Raw genomic sequence first — 21614 nt, forward strand, 5'->3', positions numbered from 1 at the left:
AATAAAAGTTTTTCCACCTTCCCCCATATTATCCAGCCAGGGCAGGCATGACAGTCGTGCCATATTCATCATTACTATCCGTTCATGCACCTCAGAACAAATTATAACCTAAAAAGAAAGTCTGTGCATTCTTCCAACCCTTATCAGCAAAGGATTTATCCATTCTTATTAAATAGGTAGAAACACGAATGTATCAGGAAAAATTTTTTTGAAAAAATATATAAAAAGAAAGCACATTTGTATAAAAAATCATTCATTCAAGCACACTATTAGTAGGTGGTGTTATGCATGATTAAACATAAAATTTCAGCAGCCATTACAATCTTTGCCCTGCTGTTTGCAGGCGCCTGGATATTGAACCACCAAACCAAAAGGGAATTCTATATTCCGGCAGACGAAGAAGTGGTCGAATTATTACCTGCAGATTATAAAATGGAAGCTGGAAAAGAACAAAAGCTGAAGGTGTTTGAGCCTAGGGAATATGTGAGGATACAGACGGCTTCATAAGAAAAAGAGGGTGTGCTTTGGCACATCCTCTCTTTCTGCTGTATTAAGTTTTACTGCGGCCGCGGTTTTGGAAAATCATGATGGCTAGCGGAACCGTAATGATAAAGGAAAGGAAGAATAGGAGGAGTAACTTGGAGAAGGGGGTAATGCTTTTTTCGATATTATCAACATACCGTTCAAAAAACTCCCTGATTGATTCATTGCCAAGCACATTGGATGCTGTCAGAAATTCTTTTTTGTCAAAATCATAATAAAAGAAATCTTTTTTCTTAAATATAAATAAGTCATCTCGTTTTTGTTCCAATTCTAAAAAAACAATGCCGATATGGGAAGTATATTCCTCAATAACCTCTTCATTTTCTGATGTTTGCGGGTCATCAGATGTAACGATCTTTGTTACCTGTCCCTGCATTCCGTACGCATCGATGACTGAAAAGGAGTTTTCGCTGTAATAATGGACTGTGCTTCGAAGCTGTTCTTCGAGTATGTCTTCAAACTCTTTTTCAGCATCAGCAGCTTTCGCAGGCATTAGGGATCCCACGAACAGCAGGACTGCAAACAAAAAACAGCACATTCCTTTTTTCATACTCTGCCCCCTTTATCTCTATTTGTCTCTTAAGATTACTAGAATATGGTTTATGTTTATGCTGGGAAGAATGGAAATATACAGCTTGCCGGGGGGTTATTCCATAATAGATAGCTAGATAAGGAGAGCGATGGAGAAATTCCGGCATAAAAGCAATTTGATCAGAAAATTTAAATATTTCATGCTATAATATAAGAAATTAAGTCCGTTAAATCTTAAGGGAAAGCAGGTGAAAACATGGGGGAGGAACATCAATACTTATTTATTGATTTTGAGTTTACCATGCCTGATAAAGGCAATGCTTTCAGAGGTTTTTTTCCGGAAATTATCGAAGCCGGCATTGTATCAGTTATCAGCAATCAGGTTTGTGAAGAGTTCTCTTCATATGTAACTCCTGTCCGGTTTCCGATATTGTCCGAGCGATGCAAATCCTTTCTGCATATATCACAGGACCAAGTAGATCAGGGAATGGATTTTCTTGAATTGGTCAAGAAAATGAAGGATATGAACAGAAATCGTTCCTGCACAATCGTTACGTGGGGAAATATGGACATGAAGGTGCTTAGAAATAATTGTATCCAGGCTGGAGTGGATTTTCCATTCAGGGGCAGGGAAGTGGATCTTTCGATGGAATATAAGCGATTCTTTGGGGACCAAAACCAGACAGGATTATGGAAAGCGGTTCAGGAATACGGCAAAGAAGGAACTGGAAAACATCACCGAGCACTGGATGATGCCTTGACGACTTACAATATTTTCAGACTGGTAGAAAAGGATAAAAAGTATCTGCAAAAGCCGGAGCCTACGACAATTGGCGACCGGGTGGACTTCTCGAAGCTGTTTAATAAATTTGCCTGACAAGCCAAATCCATCAAAGCGATTTGGCTTGTATTCATTTTACTTAAAATAATCTTTCTCCAATGAGTCGAGATTTCTTATGCTTTGCTCAGCCCATGGAGAAGAATCTCCTTCCAGCTCCGTTCTCATTCTATCCAGTGCTATTTGAAGCGAATCCTTATAATCTGGTATTTCTTCTGCGAAGGGCTTTACCATTTGCTTAGGCACATTGGTCTGCTCTCTGTAAGCAAGCGCGCGGCGTTCATGAAAAAGCATCACGTCCGCTTCTTTAGGATTATGCAAATCGCCCTGCATTGGATGCTTTAGGACCCCAAGCACTCTGACCAGGTAATGCTGCGGCCGGATATCTGTCACTTCCCCGATATACTTGCCTGTTTTATAGATGGCTGTTACTTTGTCGCCTATCTTTACTTCTGCCAACCTAACCTCTCCTTTTTCATTTTCTTTAGCCCTATTATGAAGCCTGAAAAAACAAAGTGCAAATTTTCAATAAATCAGGTAAGCTAAAAAATGATTAGTTTTTTATAGGAGGCTGAAAAATAATGAAATGGCGAATGTTAACTCCCATTCTAATTCTGATGTTTATCCTGTCAGCATGCGGGACAAGCACTGAAAAAGAAGCGGACAATGCAAATGGCTCTGAGACTGAAGAAAAACAGACAAATAACCAGTCAAGTGAAACTCCAGACAATTTTCCGCAGCTGACTGAAGAAGTTCAGGGAAATGAAAGACTGGTGGAAATGCAGACATCAAAAGGGAATATTAAAATTAAACTTTTCCCGGACCAGGCCCCGAAAGCTGTTGAAAATTTCATTAAGCACAGTGAAGATGGCTACTACGACGGCTTGATTTTTCATCGTGTCATTCAGGACTTTATGATTCAGGGCGGCGATCCTGAGGGAACCGGCATGGGCGGAGAAAGCATTTACGGTGAAGCATTTGAGGATGAATTCTCCAATGAGCTCTATAATATTCGCGGAGCTTTATCCATGGCGAATTCCGGTCCAAACACAAACGGAAGCCAATTCTTTATAGTTCAGAACACGACACTTGATCCTAGTATGAAGGAAAAGATGGAAGAAGCAGGTTATCCGGAAGAAATCATTAAAGCTTATGAAAAAGGCGGTACACCTTGGCTTGACAATAAGCACACCGTTTTTGGACAGGTTGTTGAGGGAATGGATGTAGTCGACAGCATTGCAGCGGTTGAAACAGCCGAACAGGACAAGCCTGCGGAAGATGTGGTTATTGAAAAGATCGAGGTATTGAAATAAGTTCATTGGACTGTGCAACCTTTGCTGATATAATAATTTAATGGACACTGCTTTTAGCAGAAAGGATGGATTAGAATGCTGCAATGGTATGTACTGTCACTGTTTTTGTATTTTCCTGAAGATAAATCAGAATACGGCCCGGCAGCTTTAACGTTTGCCATCTTCTTAATTGGGGCCATTCTTACCATGAGATTAATTATCCGTGTATCAAGGCGCGAAGCAGCCAAAGCGAAAGAGCTTGAAGAGCGCATTGACAGGCAAAATAGACAAGAGGGGAACAGCTGAGCGGCTGTTCTTCTTTTTTTTTGGTAAGATCTAGGCCAAGCTCCCAGGAGTCGGAGGTGAGCATGGCACTTGCGCTGCTCTTGTTTATTAATAATGTGATTGGGCAACACTAAAGGCAAATTGTCTTTTGATGGAGGATTCAATCATGAGAAAAGGTTTGATGCTTGGTGTTTTTCTTCTTCTGTCCGGCTGCGGGGAAGAGAATATTACAAATACAGAAGTCGAAATGTATAATGCTGCAGGTGATTCATTAGGCACCATTAAGGTGCAGGAACAAGCGAGCGGAGTAAAATTGACCGGAGATCTGAGCGGGCTGCCGCCGGGGGAGCTTGCTATCCATATCCATGAAGAAGCAAAATGTGAACCCCCTGATTTCAAATCCGCCGGGAATCATTTCAATCCTGATAATAAGGAGCATGGTCTGCTTCATCCAAAAGGATCCCATGCGGGTGATCTTCCCAACCTGATTGTCGAGGATGACGGCAAAGTTAAGATTGATTTTATGGCGCCTCAGGTCACGTTAAAAGAAGACAAAACTTCATTGCTGACAAAGGAAGGGACCTCCATTGTCATCCATGACGGGCCGGATGATGGCATGACCCAGCCGGCAGGTGATTCCGGAGAACGCATTGCCTGCGGCCGTATTTCAAAAGATAAAAAAGAAGAAGGGCAGAAAAAAGCACAGGATGATCAGTCAACAGAAGAATAAATAAGTGAAGGCTTTCCGGGAAGGGAAAGCCTTTATCACTGGGAATTTTTCAGGACGATCCGTATAATGGAGTTAATCTTATAAATGGAGGTTAGTTAAATGGGAATTTTCGATGGCTTTATCGGCAATGCCTCCGAAGCGGACATTAAGGAGGTGCAGGACGAATTTTCAGCCGTCCTTGCTCCAAGTGAACAGGTTGAAAAAGCCTACAGGCTGGTCCGTGATTTATTCATTTTTACAAACAAGCGCCTGATTCTGGTGGATAAGCAGGGAATCACAGGGAAAAAAATCGAGTATCACAGCATCCCTTATAAAAACATTACCCATTTTAGCATTGAAACCGCAGGCAGCTTCGATCTGGAGGCCGAATTAAAAATTTGGATCTCAGGATCAGACGAACCAATTGAAAAACATTTTAATAAAAACTTGAACATCTACGAAGTGCAGAGCGTGCTTGCTGAATATGTACTGTAAATCCCCTTGCTTGAAGTGCGAGGGGATTTTACTTGTGAGTTTGGAAAAATTTTCATAAAATGAAATTAATTCAATACTAGAGGTGAAATATGATTAATAGACCCCGTTTCGAACCAAGGGAGCTGGAATTGCTCCGCATCCTGACCAGCCGTCTAGAGCTGCCTTTGAAGGATAAAAATCAGTATCTGTTTTTAGAGAAGGGCTATGCAGGCGAGCTTCATTTTGACAGGGAACTTCAGGACTTACACGACGATTTCATCATTCTAAATGATCTCCTGCTGGAAAACAGCAATACCCTTCTCCAAATCGATACCCTCCTTATCACCGGCAGCACTCTTTTTGTCTTTGAAGTAAAAAACTACGAAGGTGACTATTGCATAGAAAACGAAAGGTGGTACTCCCTTCCGTCCAAAACGGAAATAAAAAATCCCCTTTTTCAGCTGCAGCGATGTGAAACACTATTGCGGGGACTCCTAAAAGAAATCGGTTTTCATCTTCCCATCAAATCTCATCTGATATTTATCAACCCCGGATTTCAGCTTTATCAGGCTCCGCTAAATATTTCCGCAGTATTTCCTTCACAGCTAAAACGATTTCTTGAAAAATTAAAAAATACTCCAACTGCGGCGAAATTCAGAAATATGAAGCTCGCGGAGCAGTTAAATGCCCGCTGTCTGAAAGAGAACCCCTACATGAGAATACCAGAATATAACTATGCCCAATTGCGAAAAGGGATCCCGTGTGATTCGTGTTCCTCGTTCTTGACCCCCTTTACTCAAGGATACTTAACGTGCGGGGAATGTGGTTTGAAAGAAAAGGCAGACACTGCGATACTGCGTTGCGTGAATGAATTTAGGGTTCTGTTTCCAGATAGGAAAATTACTACAAATACGATAGTGGATTGGTGCGGTGGTGTAGGGTCTGGGAAGACTGTGCGGAGGATACTAGTGAGAAATTATGAGAAAAAAGGGAGGGGGAAAGCTTCATATTATCAAAGAAGGTAAATACAGGAGAAGAGGTTTGAGGTGATTAAGTAATTAATCAGAGGGGATAACGCCGAAAAAGGAGAGCGACTAAAGAAAATGGTAATTAATCAGAGGGAATAATGCCGAAAAAGGAGAGCGGCTAGAGAAAATGGTAATTAATCATAGGGAATAACGCCCAAAAGTGGAGCGACCAAAGAAAAATGGTAGTTAATCAGAGGGAATAACGCCGAAAAAGGAGAGCGACTAGAGAAAATGGTAATTAATCAGAGGGAATAACGCCGAAATGGAGAGCGACTAGAGAAACTGGTAGTTAATCAGAGGGAATAACGCCGAAAAAGGAGAGCGACTAGAGAAAATGGTAATTAATCAGAGGGAATAACGCCGAAATGGAGAGCGACTAGAGAAACTGGTAGTTAATCGGAGGGAATAACGCCCAAAAGTGGAGCGACCAAAGAAAAATGGTAGTTAATCAGAGGGAATAACGTCCAAAATGAAGAACGACCAACGAAAAGGGTACTTAATCAGACCGGCCACCGCAATCTCCGCACAACGCAAAAAAGCACGGCCTTCCAGCCGTGCCTCCACACACTATTACTCAAAGGCCCGCTTCAGCCTATCCAGTCCCTCCGCCAATACTTCATGCGGGCAGGCAATGTTCATCCGGACGAAGCCTTCACCGCCCTGGCCGTATTTCGGGCCAGGCTCCAATGCGAGTTTTCCTTTTTCCAAAAGCCTTTGGCGCAGTTCGGCATCACTTAATCCCAATTCGCGGCAATCCAGCCATAGGAGATAGGTGCCGTCCGGCTCCATCAGGCGAATACCGGGAAGGTGCTCACCAATAAATTCAGCTGCTGTCCGTTTATTTTCAGCGAGATAATCCATAAGACCATCGAGCCATTCTTCGCCATGGCGGTAAGCTGCCTCCATGCCAATGATGCCGAAGGCCGACAGCGTAAAGAATCCTTGCTTGTGCTGTTCTGCCTGGAATGCCTTTCGCAGCTTCTCATTGCTAATAATGGCAGCTGAAGCCTGGATCCCTGCAAGGTTCCAGGTTTTTGTCGGAGCTATGCAGGTGACCGTAATGTCTGCAAATTGTGGATCCATTGAAGCAATGGGATAATGCTTATGGCCTTTATAAATTAAATCAGAATGGATCTCATCGGAAAGAATAAGGCAACTATATTTTACACATAGCTCCCCTATTTTCCTAAGTTCCTCTTCTGTCCACATGCGGCCTCCAGGATTGTGCGGATTACATAGGAGGAATAGTTTCACTCCTTCTTTCAATTTGTCTTCAAAATCGGCAAAATCAATTTCGTACCGGCCGTTCTCGAGCTTCAGCTGAGAATTAACGACTTTGCGGCCATTCTGTTTAATCATCTCAAAGAAAGGAGTATATACGGGAGACTGGAGCATTACTTTCTCCTCTTTTTCCGTAAAAGCCTGGATCGCAGTTGCGATGGAGGGAACCACTCCCGTGCTGTATAAAATCCACTCATTATTAATTTTCCAGCCATGCCGCCTGTAAAGCCACTGTCCGATAGAGTCTGCGGTTGAATCAGGAGCAAATGTGTATCCGTAGACTCCATGAGCTATTCTTTCCTCGATGGCTTTTTTTACTTCCTCGGGTGGCTGAAAATCCATGTCCGCTACCCACATCGGCAATACATCGGATCTGCCGAAAACCTCCCTGGTCCGATCCCACTTAACAGAAGCTGTATTTTCCCTGCTGATTTTTTGATGGAAATGAAAACGATCCAACTCTGTCACCGCCTTTAGAATTCTTTTATGTATCCTGACTCTATGATATGATATTGATGCTAAAAATTAAAATATTGCGGCTTCGTTCAGCCGAATAATAATCAGGTGATAAAATGGAAATTCAGCAAACGAATCTTTTGCTTGTTTATACACTGGATCAGTGGGATCCATTTAGAGTTGGGCCGGGCAACTATGACACTGAAATTGCAGATTCAGTTCAGGCAGTCCATGATTTGGATGATCAGGTGAAATTAGCCAGAAAGATTCAATCCATATATGAATTTTCCTTTGAGGAAATCATTCCATTGGAAAATTGCATAGAAATCTCCGGGCGTCTTCTTGAAATCAAGAATAATGGCTCCTGCGCTATGTAAAGTGAAAAAAGGCAGCTCTCCGACCCGGGGGCTGCCTTTTTCATCTGCACACTTGAACGGAATTTACAAAACTCCGAATGTGCTTTAGAACATCTTCCGGCCGCTCTTCCGGCACGAGATGACCGGTATCTTTTAACACCACCAGTTTGGAATTCTTTAAATCTTTATTCAGCCGTTTTCCGATATGAAGCGGAACAACCCTGTCGTGTTCTCCCCATATTAGAAGGCATGGTGTTTCTATTTTCCTTAATGCAGCAGCAGGCATATCGCCTTCCCTGTCGCGAATCATCCTGGTTAAGGCCCGGAAAATATCATCTTCTAAAAAGGGCGACAAATAGCCATAGAGCATTTCATCATCAATCATGGAATGATCGTAGACAACATTTTTTAAATTCTGTTTTACCCCTGAGCGCTGAAGATATAATTTCACATACAGATGAAAGAATGGTATGTAGCTTGAAAAGATGATATGCGGCTTCATTCGTTTCATATACCCGGAACTGCACAGCAGTACGGCCTGATCAACCAGATCAGGGTTGGAATGTGCAACATTTAATACGATCTGTCCTCCCATGGAATGCCCTATTAAAGTGACTTTTTCAAAGCCCAGTTTTTCTGATAAGCGGATAACCGTATCAGCCAGGTTTTTATAGGAGTAGACGAACTGCTGGGATTTCCCGCTTTTGCCGAAGGGCGGTAAATCCATCGAAACCACATTGAATTCCGTTTGCAGCAGAGGGATCAGCCTGCGAAAGCTAAAGGTGGACGAAAGAAAACCGTGCAGCAGAACCAGGGTATTCCTGGAGGACTCATGCTTATAGTATTCATAATAAACATCTGTTCCATTAATTGGCTCTGTTCCTGAAAATGTCGCTTGTTCCATGGGCCTTCCCCCTCCTAGACTCAGTTTCACAGTATTTTCCCCTTAATCTTAATCTTGACACATATGATTTTAAAGAAATTAATAAATAATGAAAGTGACACATTTATTTTTCGAAGTTTTTGCTATAATAGAACTATTTTATAGAGTAAATCACTAAAGGATGGGAGCGACAAGTAGTGAAATTAACTGAAAAGCAAATCGAAGTTCTTGAAATTTTAGAAAATAACAGTGCGCGAATCCCTGTTGAAGACATTGCGAAAATGGCTCAATTAAATGTGGCGGAAACTGAAACCATTTTAGATAAGCTCGAGGAAATGAAAGTGCTTGTGCGTTTTAATTCTGTTATTGACTGGTCAAAGGTGGATGGCCATGAGGGAGTTACCGCTATGATTGATGTGAAGGTCGCTCCAAAGCGCGGGGTAGGATTCGATGAAGTTGCACAGAGAATTTACCGTTTCAAAGAGGTGAGGTCTGTCTATCTAATGTCCGGCGCCTATGATCTTTCTGTCATCATTGAGGGCCGTTCCATGAATGAGGTAGCCCGATTTGTATCAGAAAAGCTGTCGACTCTTGATTCCGTCTTGTCGACAACAACACACTTTATTCTAAAAAAATATAAGCATGACGGCACTATTTTTGAACAAAATGAAGATGACAAACGAATTGTGGTGTCACCGTAATGAAGGGAACAAAGTCTTATTTATCCAAAACGGTAGAAGAGCTGAAGCCTTCCGGGATTCGCCGCTTTTTTGACCTTGCTGCAGGAATGGAAGGAGTCATTTCCCTTGGGGTGGGTGAACCTGATTTTATCACACCCTGGTCAGTGCGTGAAGCAGCCATCCTTTCACTTGAGCAGGGATATACCTCTTATACGGCTAATGCCGGGTTAATGGAGCTGCGGGAGGAAATTGCAGATTATATGCAGAAAAGCTTCGGAGTTTCTTATTCACCCCAAAATGAAATTATCGTTACGGTGGGAGCGAGCCAGGCATTGGATATATCTCTAAGGGCAATCCTCGATCCGGGTGATGAAGTAATTGTGGTTGAACCAAGCTTTGTTTCCTATGTTCCCTTAGTAACTCTTGCGGGAGGTGTGCCTGTTCAGGTCCAGACTTTAAAGGAGAATGGGTTTAAGATTCTGCCTGAGCAGCTGGAAAACGCAATAACCGGCAGGACTAAAGCCATTATGCTTTGTTCGCCCAATAATCCGACTGGAACAATGTTATCCGGAGATGAACTGAACGCAATTGCACAAATAGCTGAAAAGTACGACTTGCTGGTTCTTTCTGATGAAATATATGCAGAGCTTGCTTATGATGATGAGTATACGAGTTTTGCCGCCATCAGAGAGATGAAGAAAAGAACAATCTTAATTTCGGGATTTTCAAAGGGGTTTGCCATGACAGGCTGGAGATTGGGGTTTGTCTGCGCTCCTGAGGAGATCTCGCAGGCAATGCTGAAAATTCACCAATATGCGATGATGTGCGCACCTACGATGGCACAGTTTGCTGCACTTGAAGCCTTGAAGACTGGCAGATCAGATGTTGAGGTTATGAAAAAGAGCTATAAGCGCAGGCGGAATTATTTTGTTCAGTCTCTAAATGAACTGGGATTAACCTGCCATATGCCGGGTGGAGCCTTTTATGCTTTCCCATCTATTGAAAGTACGGGACTTTCTTCTGAAGAATTTGCAGAAAAACTGCTGCTGGAGGAAAAGGTAGCGGTCGTGCCAGGCAATATTTTTGGCGAAAGCGGGGAAGGCCATGTGCGCTGCTCTTATGCCACCTCCATGGAACTTCTGCAGGAAGCGATCAAGAGAATTAGCCATTTTATAAAGCAGAATCAGAAAGCATAAAAAAAGGACAATCCACAACAGATTGTCAACTTCAAAAAGGGGGGGAATACTAGAAAGCCTTATACTTCAAGGCTAACCAGTATTCCCTTTTTATATACTCTCTTTTATAAAACTTTTTGATCATATTTAATTTCATATAGCATTTGCATGACACGGAGGAAATCTTCCTCACTGAATTCCTTAGCTTTCCTTAAGATAAGCTTTGCTTTTTTTGTGCCAATTTCACGCACAAGCTGTTCGATTTCATAATCGATTCCTGACTGGCCCTTCTGCATTTCCTGTTCAAGCAGTTCGGAAGCTGGAATATCCAGGGCTGTTGAGATTTTTAAAACAGTCTGTGTATCAGGAATCTGATCTCCATTTTCGTATTTTGCAATCGTACCCGTCCCCACTCTCACCTTTAATGCGAGCTGCTGCTGGGTCATATTTGCGCGTTCGCGGCAAGCTTTAATGTTATGGCCTATATTTGACATATCCATCACTCCCACTAACAATTTCTTCTATCTTTATTTTATCATGTTAAACGCATGATCCTTTTTGTACTTCATGAACATTTAGTTAACAAACAAATAGAATGTCTACATATTGTTTGCGGATTGTTTTATTATAATGAATGAAAGTCTGTGATTCCCAATGGGATTAAAATGTCTGGGGTTTCCATTTGAATTCCTTTTGATATTTTGATCAAGTTGTGATATAATTTCTTATTGCGTATAAAGAGATAAAATTTGAATTTAAATAGGAGTGTTTTCATGTCTGAGAAAATCGAAGTAGGCAGTGTTATTACAGGAAAGGTAACGGGTATTCAGCCATATGGTGCGTTCGTAGCATTAGATGAGAATACACAGGGATTAGTCCACATTTCCGAAGTGACTCATGGTTTCGTAAAAGATATTAATGAGCATCTTAAAGTGGGCGATGAAGTAAAAGTGAAGGTTCTTTCTGTTGACGAAGCAGCAGGAAAAATCGGTTTATCAATCCGTGCAACAGAAGAAGCGCCACAAGCAGAAGCGAAAGCAAGAAAGCCTCGCAAGCGCCAGGCAGCTCCAATCAAAATGGAAGACGAATCTGCACAGGGATTCAATACACTTAAGGATAAGCTCCAAGAGTGGATTGACCAGTCCCAGCGCGAGGATCTTATTAAGAAGTAATAAAAATGAAAACCGGGTTTTGCTGCCCGGTTTTTTATTTTTTTGTGATGCAAAAAATATTTGCTTTATATGCAAAATGAGCGGGCGTTCGACAATATATTTTGCATGCTTACCTACATAAAACCGATATAAATTAAATTTTTTTAGGGTAAATAGTCTGAAAAATGCTTGAATTTTATATCTTGGCATTAATCTTGCAATAGTTAAACCAACAGACGTGTAACTTTAAAAGGAGGAACATTATGAAAGAAACAACAGGAAAGAAAATTCCCTTCTGGTTTGCAGTGCTGCCGCTGCTGGTAATGATTGCTGCAATGATTATTACGATTGTTAAGTTTGAAGGGAGCCCACATGTGCCTTTAATTGCCGGAACAATTGTATCCGCTTTCATCGCGTGGCGTTTTGGCTATAAATGGAACGATATTGAGGAAGGCTTCTATAAAGGCATTAAGTTAGCGCTCCCGGCAATTCTGATTATTATAATGGTCGGTTTGACAATTGGCTCCTGGATTGGCGGAGGAATTGTAGCGACTATGGTCTTTTACGGATTAAAGCTAATGACTCCATCCATGTTTTTAGTCTCAATTTGTATTATCTGTGCCATTGTCACTCTGGCAATCGGAAGTTCATGGTCTACAATGGGAACGATTGGCGTCGCCGGAATGGGAATTGGGATCAGCATGGGCATTCCGGCTCCAATGGTGGCGGGGGCTATCATCTCAGGCGCCTATTTCGGAGATAAAATGTCACCCCTGTCAGATACGACTAATTTGGCTGCAGGAATTACTGGTACAGATCTTTTTGAACATATAAAACATATGTTTTACACAACCCTTCCAGCGCTGGCCATTGCCATTATTGCTTACTGGTTTTTGGGAAGGCAATTTGGCGGGGATGATTTGAATAATGATAAAATTTCTGGTGTCATGAATGTTTTATCGGAGAACTTTGTCATCTCCCCTTGGCTATTATTGGTTCCTTTAATTGTTATAGGATTAGTGGCAAAAAAAGTGCCTGCATTGCCCGCGCTTGCTATTGGTGTTTTCCTTGGCTGGCTTTGCCATATTTTTGTACAGGGAGGCGCTGCAGGGGATGCTGTGAATACACTCCAGGGCGGGTTTTCGATTGAATCAGGAAACACGATGGTGGACGAGCTATTTAATAGAGGCGGCATTGACGATATGATGTATACTGTGTCCCTTACGATAGTGGCGATGGCATTTGGAGGAGTTATGGAGCAGACAGGGATGCTAAAAGCCATTGTTGAACAGATCCTGAAATTGGCCCGTACAGCAAGGAGCTTAGTAGCCACTACCGTGCTATCTGCTTTCTTTACCAATATAGCCGCTGCAGAGCAGTACATTTCCATTCTGCTGCCGGGCAGAATGTACACACAGGCATTTAAGGATAAAAATCTGCAATCTAAGAATCTTTCGCGGGCCCTTGAAGATGGAGGTACCGTCACGTCCGTCTTTGTTCCATGGAATACTTGTGCGGTGTTTATCATGTCAACACTCGCCGTTCATCCATTTGAATATGCACCATACGCGATCTTAAATTTCACTGTGCCGATTCTGGCTATTATCTTTGCGATGCTTGGCTACAAAATAACATTCATGAGTGATCAGGAACGAAAAGAAATGGAAGAGAAAGATCAATTAGCTTCTTAAATTTCAGGCTCCGTACCCTCGGAGTCTTTTTTGTTTTTTGAGAAGATAATAGGGTAAAGGTAAATTGATTCAGACTGTAAAGTTTTTGAATAGGAACTTTCAGTTAGCAAAGAATATATTTTGTTGAAAGGAGAGATAAATATGGCAGAGCAGACACTTTACGAAAAAGTAGGCGGCGGAGAATCTATTGAAAAGGTTGTCGATTATTTTTACGAGGAACTGGTATTGAAGGATCCGACCGTCAATCAGTTTTTCGAGCATACCGATATGGTAAAGCAGAAACGCCATCAATCCAAGTTCATCAGTTATGCACTGGGAGGGCCTAATCAATATTCAGGCAATTCCATGGCAAAAGCACATGAGGGCATGAATCTGCAGCCGGAACACTTTGATGCGATTGCCAGGCATCTGCATGATGCACTTGCGCATTTTGGAGTGAGTGAGAGGGATATCGATGAAGCTTTGACTCGTGTTGCAGCGCTTCGGGACGATATTCTATACAAATAGGCTCCCCGTGGGGAGCTTTTCGTTTTTTATTCGATTTTCGAGAGACTCCCAGACCGAATTCAATCAGCTGTTTTCTTTCCTGACTCCGTACTTCCTCAGCCTATATTGAAGATTTTGCCGGCTCATGCAAAGGGATTTTGCGGCTTGGGTTATATTATTGCCATGGTGTTTAAGGACTTTCTTTAGATAGTAGGTTTCGGCTTCCTGTATATATTGTTCAAGTGATTTAATAGGCTTGTTTTTCTGAATCAGCAAATCCTCCAAATGACCGGTTTCGTTAGGCTCCTCCTTGAATTGCGGCTTATTCCGGAAATGAAGAGGCAAATGCACATAGCTGATGGTTTCTTCCTGATCAATCAGATTCATGGCTCCTTCGATAATATGCTCCAATTCCCGTACATTGCCCGGCCAATCGTATTGCTCGAATTTGCTCATTACTTCTTCATCGATTTCCGCTACATTCATTCCAAAGAGCTGATTGTATTTTTCTATGAAAAATTGTGCAAGATCCCGGATATCCTTTCTTCTCTTTCGGAGAGGCGGAATGAAGAGGGAAACAACACTCAGCCTGTAATATAAATCTTTTCGCAGGCGGTCTTCTGAGATAGCATCAATCGGGTCTTCGTTAATGGTTGCTATAATTCTAACATCTACTGTCCGGTCCTTCGTATCACCGACCCTGCGGACCGTTTTTTCCTGTAAAACTCTCAATAGCTTTGCCTGCAGGGATGGATTAAGTGAATTGATTTCATCAAGCAGCAAAGTCCCGCCATTTGCCTGTTCAAACAATCCAGGCCTTTCAATGGAGCCTGTAAATGCACCTTTTTTTGTGCCAAATAGAAGACCCTCTATCAGACTGTCTGGAAGAGCAGCGCAATTTTGAGAGATAAATGGTTTTGAAGATCGGCTGCTGCCATTATGGATGCTTTGGGCAAAGAGCTCTTTTCCTGTACCGGTCTCTCCGATAATCAGGACAGAAGAACTAGTCCGGGTTGCTCTTTTGCTCGCTTCAACCACTTCATTGATCTCGTCGCTTGAGCCAATTATACTATCGAAAGTATAGCGGGTGTCTCCGCGTTTATTCATATTTTCTCTGATCAGCTTTTCAAGCTTGGTTACATCACGTGCGATTTCCATAGCGCCAATCTGTTCGCCATCTTCCATAATTGGAAAAGTATTATTAATCGTGGTGATTTCCTGCCCCTTATTGTTAAAATAGGTTTGTTTGGCATTTTTAATTTTGCTGCCATTTTTGAGCGCCTGAAGTAAGGTGCTGTCTTCGTTTTGGTTGAAAGAAAACACATCCAGAAGATTTTTATCCAATACATCTTCATAATCCATGCCTTCTATTTGAGCCATTTTTTTATTGTAGAAAGTTGTTCTTCCTTCCTCATTCACTACATGGACACCAACATCTATTTCATCTAAAATCCGCTGAAAGATCTTGTTTTTTAGTTGGAGCTGTTCAATTTCCCTGTGATTCATTGTAATCTCCTTCACTCGGCAGTTTATTCAATAGTATATATTTAATTGAATATATGCAATGAAAATTTGCACCAGAAACATTGGGTTTTCTAAAAAAACGCAAAAAAAATTTGCTTCCAGCTTATAAGAATTGTCATTTATCAGCTTTTTATATTTGGCACAGTTCTTGCATTATAAAATGGTGGATGAAAAACGAATTTATTAAAGGGGGATGGCATCATGGTACAGCCGTACAAACATGAACCTTTCACAAATTTTAAAACAGAAGAAAACCGTGAAGCGTACTTACAGGGATTAAAAACAGTCGAAAGCTATTTAGGACAGGATTATGATCTATTAATTGGCGGAGAGCGCATTTCTACTGAAGATAAAATTGTATCAATCAATCCTTCTAATAAAGAAGAAGTCGTTGGCCGTGTGTCAAAGGCAAACCGCGATCATGCGGAAAAAGCGATGCAGGCTGCAGTCGAAGCGTTCAAGACTTGGAGAAAAGTAAAGTCGGAAACACGCGCAGATGTGCTATTCAAAGCAGCTGCGATTATCCGCCGCCGCAAGCATGAGTTTTCTGCCCTATTAACGAAGGAAGCAGGGAAGCCTTGGAACGAGGCAGATGCTGATACTGCAGAAGCGATTGACTTCCTTGAGTACTATGCACGCCAAATCTTAGAAATCAAAGACGGTGTTCCAGTCAACAGCCGTCCGAACGAATATAACCGTTATGACTACATTCCATTGGGAGTGGGGATCATCATTTCTCCTTGGAACTTCCCGCTTGCGATCATGGCCGGTACAACTGTTGCGGCAATCGTGGCAGGAAATACTGTTCTTTTAAAGCCAGCTTCTACAACTCCAGTTGTGGCTGCGAAATTCGTTGAAGTGATGGAAGAAGCAGGCCTTCCGAAAGGCGTTCTGAACTTCGTGCCTGGCAGCGGTGCGGAAGTGGGCGACTACCTGGTTGACCATAAAGATACCCGCTTCATTTCCTTCACAGGATCACGTGACGTTGGTCTTCGCATCAACGAGCGCGCATCTAAATTAAACGATGGCCAAATCTGGCTGAAGCGCGTTATCGCGGAAATGGGCGGCAAGGATACGATCGTTGTCGACAAAGAGGCAGACCTTGAATTGGCGGCGACTTCCATCGTGGCTTCTGCATTTGGATTCTCCGGCCAGAAGTGTTCAGCATGTTCACGTGCGGTTGTTGTAGAAGATGTCTACGATCAGGTGCTTAACCGAGTGGTTGAACTGACTAACGAATTAACACAGGGCAATCCTGAAGACCAAAGCAATTACATGGGTCCAGTGATTGACCAGGGCGCATTTGACAAGATCATGAGCTATATTGAAATCGGCAAAGAAGAAGGCAAGCTGATGGCAGGCGGAGAGGGCGACAGCTCGAAAGGCTTCTTCATCAAGCCGACTGTATTCGCAGACCTTGCCCCGGATGCACGCTTAATGCAGGAAGAAATCTTTGGACCTGTCGTTGGCTTCACAAAGGCAAAGGATTTCGATCATGCGCTTGAAATCGCCAACAACACCGAGTACGGCTTAACAGGAGCAGTGATCACACAGAACCGAGAGCACATCCAAAAAGCGCGCGAAGATTTCCATGTTGGAAACCTATACTTCAACCGCGGCTGTACAGGTGCGATTGTTGGATACCAGCCATTCGGCGGATTCAACATGTCAGGAACAGACTCCAAAGCGGGCGGACCTGACTATATCCTGCTTCACATGCAGGCAAAGACGACTTCTGAAATGTATTAAAATCTGTAAAGTATGTATGGGATATTTAATATCCTGTACATGCTAAAACCTTAAATAGTTTAAAGAAGAATAGCTTAACGTTACAATAAAAAGGACTATTCTGAAAAAGGAGGAATTTTAATTGACTGAAGCGACAAAATCAAAATCACTAATTGAACAAACTGAAAAATACGGTGCACACAACTATCATCCGCTGCCAATCGTTATTTCCAAAGCGGAAGGTGTTTGGGTGGAAGACCCTGAAGGAAATAAATATATGGATATGCTAAGTGCTTATTCAGCTGTAAACCAGGGGCACCGCCATCCAAAAATCATTCAGGCGCTGAAGGAACAGGCAGATCGTGTAACATTAACTTCACGTGCTTTCCATAACGATCAGCTTGGACCATGGTATGAAATGATCTGTGAACTGACAAATAAAGAGATGGCACTCCCTATGAACACAGGGGCAGAAGCAGTCGAAACAGCAATTAAAGCTGCACGCCGCTGGGCTTATGACGTAAAAGGGGTTGCAGATAACCAGGCGGAGATCATTGCATGTGTCGGAAACTTCCATGGCCGTACAATGACAGCGGTTTCCCTTTCTTCTGAAGAAGAATATAAGCGCGGATTCGGACCAATGCTTCCAGGCATTAAGCTGATCCCGTACGGAGACCTTGACGCTCTTAAAGAAGCAATCACTGAGAATACAGCAGCTTTCTTAATTGAGCCGATTCAAGGTGAAGCTGGAATTGTGATTCCTCCAGAAGGCTTCCTGAAAAAAGCATATGAAACTTGTAAGGAGAACAATGTATTATTCATTGCAGATGAAATTCAGGCTGGCCTTGCACGTTCCGGAAAAATGTTTGCATGCGAATGGGAAGATGTAGATCCTGATATGTACATTTTAGGGAAAGCGCTCGGAGGAGGAGTATTCCCGATTTCATGTGTGGTTGCGAATAAAGATGTTCTTGGGGTATTTAATCCAGGATCACATGGTTCAACATTTGGTGGAAACCCAATGGCTTGTGCAGTATCTGTTGCTTCCATGAACGTATTGGTTGAAGAAAAGCTTGCAGAACGATCCCTTAAACTGGGTGAATATTTCATGGGCAAATTAAAAGAAATTAATAATCCTGTCATTAAAGAAGTGCGCGGCCGCGGCTTATTTATTGGTGTTGAGCTGAATGAGCCGGCACGCAAATATTGCGAAGAGCTTAAAGAACAAGGTTTGCTTTGCAAAGAAACGCATGACACGGTTATTCGCTTTGCCCCGCCTTTAGTCATTTCTGAAGAAGAGCTTGATTGGGCAATAGAAAGAATCAATAAAGTATTAAGCTAATACAAATTTACGGACAGTTGGCCCCTGTATCTGAAATTGTGATGCAGGGCCTCCGGTTATGGAATATTGCTGTAATTTTCCTAAATATTAAAATCAAGAGGTGCCATGATGGGAGCTGCAGGAGTAGCTGGGAAAGTATCTGAACAAAAAATGGAAGAGTCTTTAAATTTATTTACTTCAACCCAAGTTGTGATCAAGGAAGCTTTGAACAAGCTCGGCTATGGGGATGAGATGTATGAGCTGCTGAAAGAGCCGCTGAGAATGCTCACAGTAAGAATTCCGATAAGGATGGATGACGGATCGATAAAAATTTTTACCGGCTACAGATCACAGCATAATGATGCGGTGGGACCGACAAAGGGCGGTGTCCGTTTTCATCCTGAAGTAAATGAAGATGAAGTAAAAGCATTATCCATGTGGATGAGCTTAAAGTGCGGAATTGTGGATCTTCCTTATGGAGGAGGGAAAGGCGGCATCATTTGTGATCCCCGTTCCATGTCAATGGGGGAGCTGGAACGCTTAAGCCGAGGTTATGTTAGGGCAATCAGCCAGATCGTTGGCCCTACAAAAGATATACCTGCTCCTGATGTTTATACGAATTCACAGATCATGGCCTGGATGATGGATGAATACAGCCGCCTCCGTGAGTATGATTCTCCCGGATTTATCACAGGCAAGCCTCTTGTTCTCGGCGGGTCACAAGGAAGGGAAAAGGCTACTGCACAAGGGGTAGTGATCTGCATCGAGGAAGCTGCGAAAAAGCGCGGCATTTCCATTGAAGGAGCACGTGTGGCTGTTCAGGGATTTGGAAATGCAGGAAGCTTCCTGGCAAAATTCATGCATGATGCAGGCGCTAAAGTGGTCGCCATTTCAGATGCCTATGGTGCTCTATATGATCCGAATGGACTGGATATTGATTACCTTCTTGATAGGCGCGATAGCTTTGGAACGGTAACGACCCTTTTCGATAACACTTTGACAAACGAAGAATTGCTTGAACTTGATTGCGATATCCTGGTTCCTGCGGCTGTGTCCAATCAGATTACCGCTGCAAACGCTCATAATATTAAGGCTTCCATCATTGTAGAAGCAGCAAATGGCCCAACCACTCTTGAAGCTACAAAAATTCTTTCAGACCGGGGAATCCTGCTTGTTCCTGATGTTTTAGCAAGCTCAGGAGGTGTAACCGTATCCTATTTCGAATGGGTGCAGAACAACCAGGGGTACTATTGGACTGAAGATGAAGTTACAGAAAAGCTTGAAAAAGTGCTTGTTCAGGCTTTCGATAATGTTTACCAGACTTCACAGCAGAGAAAGGTAAATATGCGTTTAGCTGCTTACATGGTCGGCGCAAGAAAAATGTCTGAAGCCTCCCGCTTCAGAGGCTGGGTTTAATCCGGTATATAAATACTGATTCATTAAAAAAATCCTTGCACACAAAGTGCAAGGATTTTTTTGCATATATTAACGGGTTGGCCTGGTTTCAGGTTCTCTTTCCAGTTCTTCATTCGGTTTGAAGAGAAGGCCAAGGTTGATTAGGCCGGCGATGCCTACCAGACCATATATGATTCTTGAAAGGGCTGAATCCTGGCCGCCGAAAATAGCTGCCACCAGATCAAATTGGAAAAATCCGATTAAACCCCAGTTTATAGCGCCAATTATTGTTAGTACCAGTGCAATACGCTGTATGCCACTCATGATGTTTCCTCCTTATAGTATAGGTTCACTATTATGTTGCTGCACGAGAATAAAAAATATTCATCTTAATATTCGTTAAGGGCCATAATGTAAAGGAGTCCGAATATCGAATCATACTTTTTGCAATAGCTGAAAATTTGAAAGATAATGATGGGGAAAAGGAGATGGTGATATGCAAAATTTTACCTTTTATAATCCGACAAAATTAATTTTTGGGAGAGATCAGCTGTCCCAATTGCAAACTGAAATTCCTCAGTACGGAAAGAAGGTACTTGTGGTATACGGCGGAGGAAGCATTAAGCGAAATGGTTTATATGATAATGTGATGGCTGAGCTAACTGAAATTGGTGCTGAAGTTTTTGAATTGGCAGGGGTTGAGCCTAATCCAAGAATCTCTACGGTTCGAAAAGGTGTTGAAATCTGTAAAAATGAAGGCGTTGATTTCCTGCTGGCTGTTGGCGGCGGGAGTGTAATCGACTGCACCAAGGCTATAGCTGCCGGTGCTAAGTATGATGGCGATGCCTGGGATCTGGTTGTTAAGAAAGCATTTGCTGCAGAAGCTCTGCCGTTTGGAACGGTTCTTACACTAGCTGCTACCGGCTCTGAAATGAATGCCGGATCTGTTATTACGAATTGGGAAACAAACGAAAAATACGGATGGGGAAGTCCTGTGACATTTCCTAAGTTTTCAATTCTTGATCCTGTTAATACGTTTTCAGTGCCAAGAAATCAAACGGTGTATGGTATTGTCGATATGATGTCCCATGTGCTGGAGCATTACTTCCATCTTGAAGAAAATACTGATTTTCAGGATCGTATGTGCGAATCCCTGCTGATTACCATAATGGAAGCAGCTCCTAAGCTTCTTGGAAACCTTGAAAGCTATGAGCACCGTGCAACCATTTTATATTCCGGCACGATGGCGTTGAATGGAATCCTGAACATGGGCTATCGCGGTGACTGGGCAACGCATAATATTGAGCATGCCGTATCGGCTGTTTATGATATTCCTCATGGCGGCGGCCTTGCTATTCTGTTCCCGAACTGGATGAAGCATAATCTGAACGTGAAGCCTGAACGCTTTAAGCAGCTGGCTGTCCGTGTATTTAATGTGGATACGGCAGGAAAAACGGATGAAGAGGCAGCGCTTGAAGGGATCGAAAAGCTTCGTGAATTCTGGAACAGAATTGGGGCGCCCTCCCGCCTTGCTGATTATGACATCGATGACAGCAAGATCGAATTGATGGCAGACAAAGCGACGGTCAATGGAGAATTTGGCAATTTCGCGAAATTAAATCATGCCGACGTAGTTTCAATCTACCGCGCTTCTTTATAACATTTAGATTGGACTCTGCCAATGCGCGGGGTCCTTTTACATTTTCTCCCGTCGTCATTTTTCGCAGTCTAACGGGCAGTAAGACCCCCACTTCAAGGAATCAAAGGCAAAGGAGGATAAGTGGGGG

At 42.6% G+C, this 21614-nt stretch carries 24 protein-coding genes; 17 read left to right on the top strand and 7 right to left on the bottom strand.

Annotation, left to right across the window (positions count from 1 at the left end):
* The first annotated feature begins 288 nt into the window (after positions 1 to 288).
* Entirely contained in the window at positions 289 to 507 is a 219-nt protein-coding gene (locus CE058_RS20625) for a hypothetical protein (RefSeq protein WP_048011699.1), read from the top strand.
* A gap of 43 nt (positions 508 to 550) precedes the next feature.
* On the opposite strand, the gene CE058_RS20630 is transcribed toward CE058_RS20625, so the two are convergent.
* Positions 551 to 1093, bottom strand: a complete 543-nt coding sequence (locus tag CE058_RS20630; RefSeq protein WP_163144909.1) for a hypothetical protein — start codon at positions 1091 to 1093, stop codon at positions 551 to 553.
* Between the two features lie 237 nt (positions 1094 to 1330).
* Between CE058_RS20630 and kapD the strand changes: the two genes are divergently transcribed.
* Positions 1331 to 1951, top strand: a complete 621-nt coding sequence (gene kapD, locus CE058_RS20635) for a 3'-5' exonuclease KapD (protein ID WP_048011700.1) — start codon at positions 1331 to 1333, stop codon at positions 1949 to 1951.
* A gap of 39 nt (positions 1952 to 1990) precedes the next feature.
* Here kapD and kapB read toward each other — a convergent pair whose 3' ends face one another.
* Positions 1991 to 2371, bottom strand: a complete 381-nt coding sequence (kapB, locus tag CE058_RS20640) for a kinase-associated lipoprotein KapB (RefSeq protein ID WP_048011701.1) — start codon at positions 2369 to 2371, stop codon at positions 1991 to 1993.
* A gap of 122 nt (positions 2372 to 2493) precedes the next feature.
* On the opposite strand from kapB, the gene CE058_RS20645 reads away from it, so the two are divergent.
* The 5 genes from CE058_RS20645 (at position 2494) to CE058_RS20665 (ending at position 5697) form a co-directional block, all read left to right on the top strand.
* A complete protein-coding gene (locus CE058_RS20645; RefSeq protein WP_048011702.1) occupies positions 2494 to 3225 on the top strand; it encodes a peptidylprolyl isomerase in 732 nt (243 codons plus the stop codon).
* Between the two features lie 75 nt (positions 3226 to 3300).
* The gene (locus CE058_RS20650; RefSeq protein WP_035332039.1) at positions 3301 to 3510 is read left to right on the top strand and encodes a hypothetical protein; all 210 of its coding nucleotides are present in this window, start codon (positions 3301 to 3303) and stop codon (positions 3508 to 3510) included.
* Between the two features lie 145 nt (positions 3511 to 3655).
* Complete coding sequence (locus CE058_RS20655; protein ID WP_048011703.1) at positions 3656 to 4219, top strand: superoxide dismutase family protein; 564 nt, start codon at positions 3656 to 3658, stop codon at positions 4217 to 4219.
* Between the two features lie 99 nt (positions 4220 to 4318).
* Entirely contained in the window at positions 4319 to 4693 is a 375-nt protein-coding gene (locus CE058_RS20660) for a PH domain-containing protein (protein WP_035332043.1), read from the top strand.
* A gap of 164 nt (positions 4694 to 4857) precedes the next feature.
* A complete protein-coding gene (locus CE058_RS20665) occupies positions 4858 to 5697 on the top strand; it encodes a nuclease-related domain-containing protein (RefSeq protein WP_227888696.1) in 840 nt (279 codons plus the stop codon).
* Positions 5698 to 6270: 573 nt separating this feature from the next.
* On the opposite strand, the gene CE058_RS20670 is transcribed toward CE058_RS20665, so the two are convergent.
* On the bottom strand, positions 6271 to 7440 hold the full coding sequence (locus CE058_RS20670) for a MalY/PatB family protein (protein ID WP_163144911.1): 1170 nt from the start codon (positions 7438 to 7440) through the stop codon (positions 6271 to 6273).
* 113 nt (positions 7441 to 7553) lie between these two features.
* Here CE058_RS20670 and CE058_RS20675 point away from each other — a divergent pair, with 113 nt between their 5' ends.
* The gene (locus CE058_RS20675; protein ID WP_163144912.1) at positions 7554 to 7814 is read left to right on the top strand and encodes a DUF1871 family protein; all 261 of its coding nucleotides are present in this window, start codon (positions 7554 to 7556) and stop codon (positions 7812 to 7814) included.
* A 40-nt stretch (positions 7815 to 7854) separates the two neighbouring features.
* Here the strand turns inward: CE058_RS20675 and CE058_RS20680 are convergent, their stop codons facing one another.
* Positions 7855 to 8697, bottom strand: coding sequence for an alpha/beta fold hydrolase (locus CE058_RS20680; RefSeq protein ID WP_163144913.1), 843 nt, complete (start codon positions 8695 to 8697; stop codon positions 7855 to 7857).
* Positions 8698 to 8873: 176 nt separating this feature from the next.
* On the opposite strand from CE058_RS20680, the gene CE058_RS20685 reads away from it, so the two are divergent.
* Together CE058_RS20685 and CE058_RS20690 are read left to right on the top strand one after the other, a co-directional pair.
* The gene (locus CE058_RS20685) at positions 8874 to 9377 is read left to right on the top strand and encodes an Lrp/AsnC family transcriptional regulator (protein WP_048011708.1); all 504 of its coding nucleotides are present in this window, start codon (positions 8874 to 8876) and stop codon (positions 9375 to 9377) included.
* Positions 9377 to 10552, top strand: coding sequence for an aminotransferase (locus tag CE058_RS20690; protein WP_163144914.1), 1176 nt, complete (start codon positions 9377 to 9379; stop codon positions 10550 to 10552). The genes CE058_RS20685 and CE058_RS20690 overlap by 1 nt, the downstream gene beginning before the upstream one ends.
* Before the next feature lie 104 nt (positions 10553 to 10656).
* On the opposite strand, the gene CE058_RS20695 is transcribed toward CE058_RS20690, so the two are convergent.
* A complete protein-coding gene (locus CE058_RS20695) occupies positions 10657 to 11025 on the bottom strand; it encodes a helix-turn-helix domain-containing protein (protein WP_048011710.1) in 369 nt (122 codons plus the stop codon).
* A 279-nt stretch (positions 11026 to 11304) separates the two neighbouring features.
* Here CE058_RS20695 and yugI point away from each other — a divergent pair, with 279 nt between their 5' ends.
* The 3 genes from yugI to CE058_RS20710 all read left to right on the top strand — a co-directional run bounded on the left by yugI (position 11305) and on the right by CE058_RS20710 (position 13880).
* On the top strand, positions 11305 to 11703 hold the full coding sequence (gene yugI / locus CE058_RS20700; RefSeq protein WP_035332058.1) for a S1 domain-containing post-transcriptional regulator GSP13: 399 nt from the start codon (positions 11305 to 11307) through the stop codon (positions 11701 to 11703).
* Positions 11704 to 11945: 242 nt separating this feature from the next.
* The gene (nhaC, locus tag CE058_RS20705; protein WP_163144915.1) at positions 11946 to 13373 is read left to right on the top strand and encodes a Na+/H+ antiporter NhaC; all 1428 of its coding nucleotides are present in this window, start codon (positions 11946 to 11948) and stop codon (positions 13371 to 13373) included.
* 141 nt (positions 13374 to 13514) lie between these two features.
* On the top strand, positions 13515 to 13880 hold the full coding sequence (locus tag CE058_RS20710) for a group I truncated hemoglobin (protein WP_048011712.1): 366 nt from the start codon (positions 13515 to 13517) through the stop codon (positions 13878 to 13880).
* Between the two features lie 63 nt (positions 13881 to 13943).
* Here the strand turns inward: CE058_RS20710 and CE058_RS20715 are convergent, their stop codons facing one another.
* Complete coding sequence (locus CE058_RS20715; RefSeq protein WP_048010857.1) at positions 13944 to 15365, bottom strand: sigma-54 interaction domain-containing protein; 1422 nt, start codon at positions 15363 to 15365, stop codon at positions 13944 to 13946.
* Between the two features lie 219 nt (positions 15366 to 15584).
* Between CE058_RS20715 and pruA the strand changes: the two genes are divergently transcribed.
* The 3 genes from pruA to CE058_RS20730 all read left to right on the top strand — a co-directional run bounded on the left by pruA (position 15585) and on the right by CE058_RS20730 (position 19848).
* Positions 15585 to 17132, top strand: coding sequence for an L-glutamate gamma-semialdehyde dehydrogenase (gene pruA / locus CE058_RS20720; RefSeq protein ID WP_163144916.1), 1548 nt, complete (start codon positions 15585 to 15587; stop codon positions 17130 to 17132).
* A 121-nt stretch (positions 17133 to 17253) separates the two neighbouring features.
* The gene (locus CE058_RS20725; RefSeq protein ID WP_048012023.1) at positions 17254 to 18453 is read left to right on the top strand and encodes an ornithine--oxo-acid transaminase; all 1200 of its coding nucleotides are present in this window, start codon (positions 17254 to 17256) and stop codon (positions 18451 to 18453) included.
* A gap of 150 nt (positions 18454 to 18603) precedes the next feature.
* On the top strand, positions 18604 to 19848 hold the full coding sequence (locus CE058_RS20730) for a Glu/Leu/Phe/Val family dehydrogenase (protein WP_048012025.1): 1245 nt from the start codon (positions 18604 to 18606) through the stop codon (positions 19846 to 19848).
* A 69-nt stretch (positions 19849 to 19917) separates the two neighbouring features.
* Here CE058_RS20730 and CE058_RS20735 read toward each other — a convergent pair whose 3' ends face one another.
* Positions 19918 to 20151: a DUF378 domain-containing protein gene (locus CE058_RS20735; protein WP_048012022.1), complete on the bottom strand. Its 234-nt coding sequence runs from the start codon at positions 20149 to 20151 to the stop codon at positions 19918 to 19920.
* A gap of 172 nt (positions 20152 to 20323) precedes the next feature.
* Between CE058_RS20735 and CE058_RS20740 the strand changes: the two genes are divergently transcribed.
* Positions 20324 to 21487 carry an iron-containing alcohol dehydrogenase gene (locus CE058_RS20740; RefSeq protein WP_163144917.1) on the top strand — a complete coding sequence of 388 codons (1164 nt, stop codon included), beginning with the start codon at positions 20324 to 20326 and terminating at the stop codon, positions 21485 to 21487.
* The last annotated feature ends 127 nt before the right edge of the window (positions 21488 to 21614 follow it).

The sequence above is a fragment of the Bacillus sp. 22-7 genome (assembly GCF_010628845.1).
In the GTDB taxonomy this organism is placed as follows: Bacteria; Bacillota; Bacilli; order Bacillales; family Cytobacillaceae; genus Cytobacillus; species Cytobacillus firmus_B.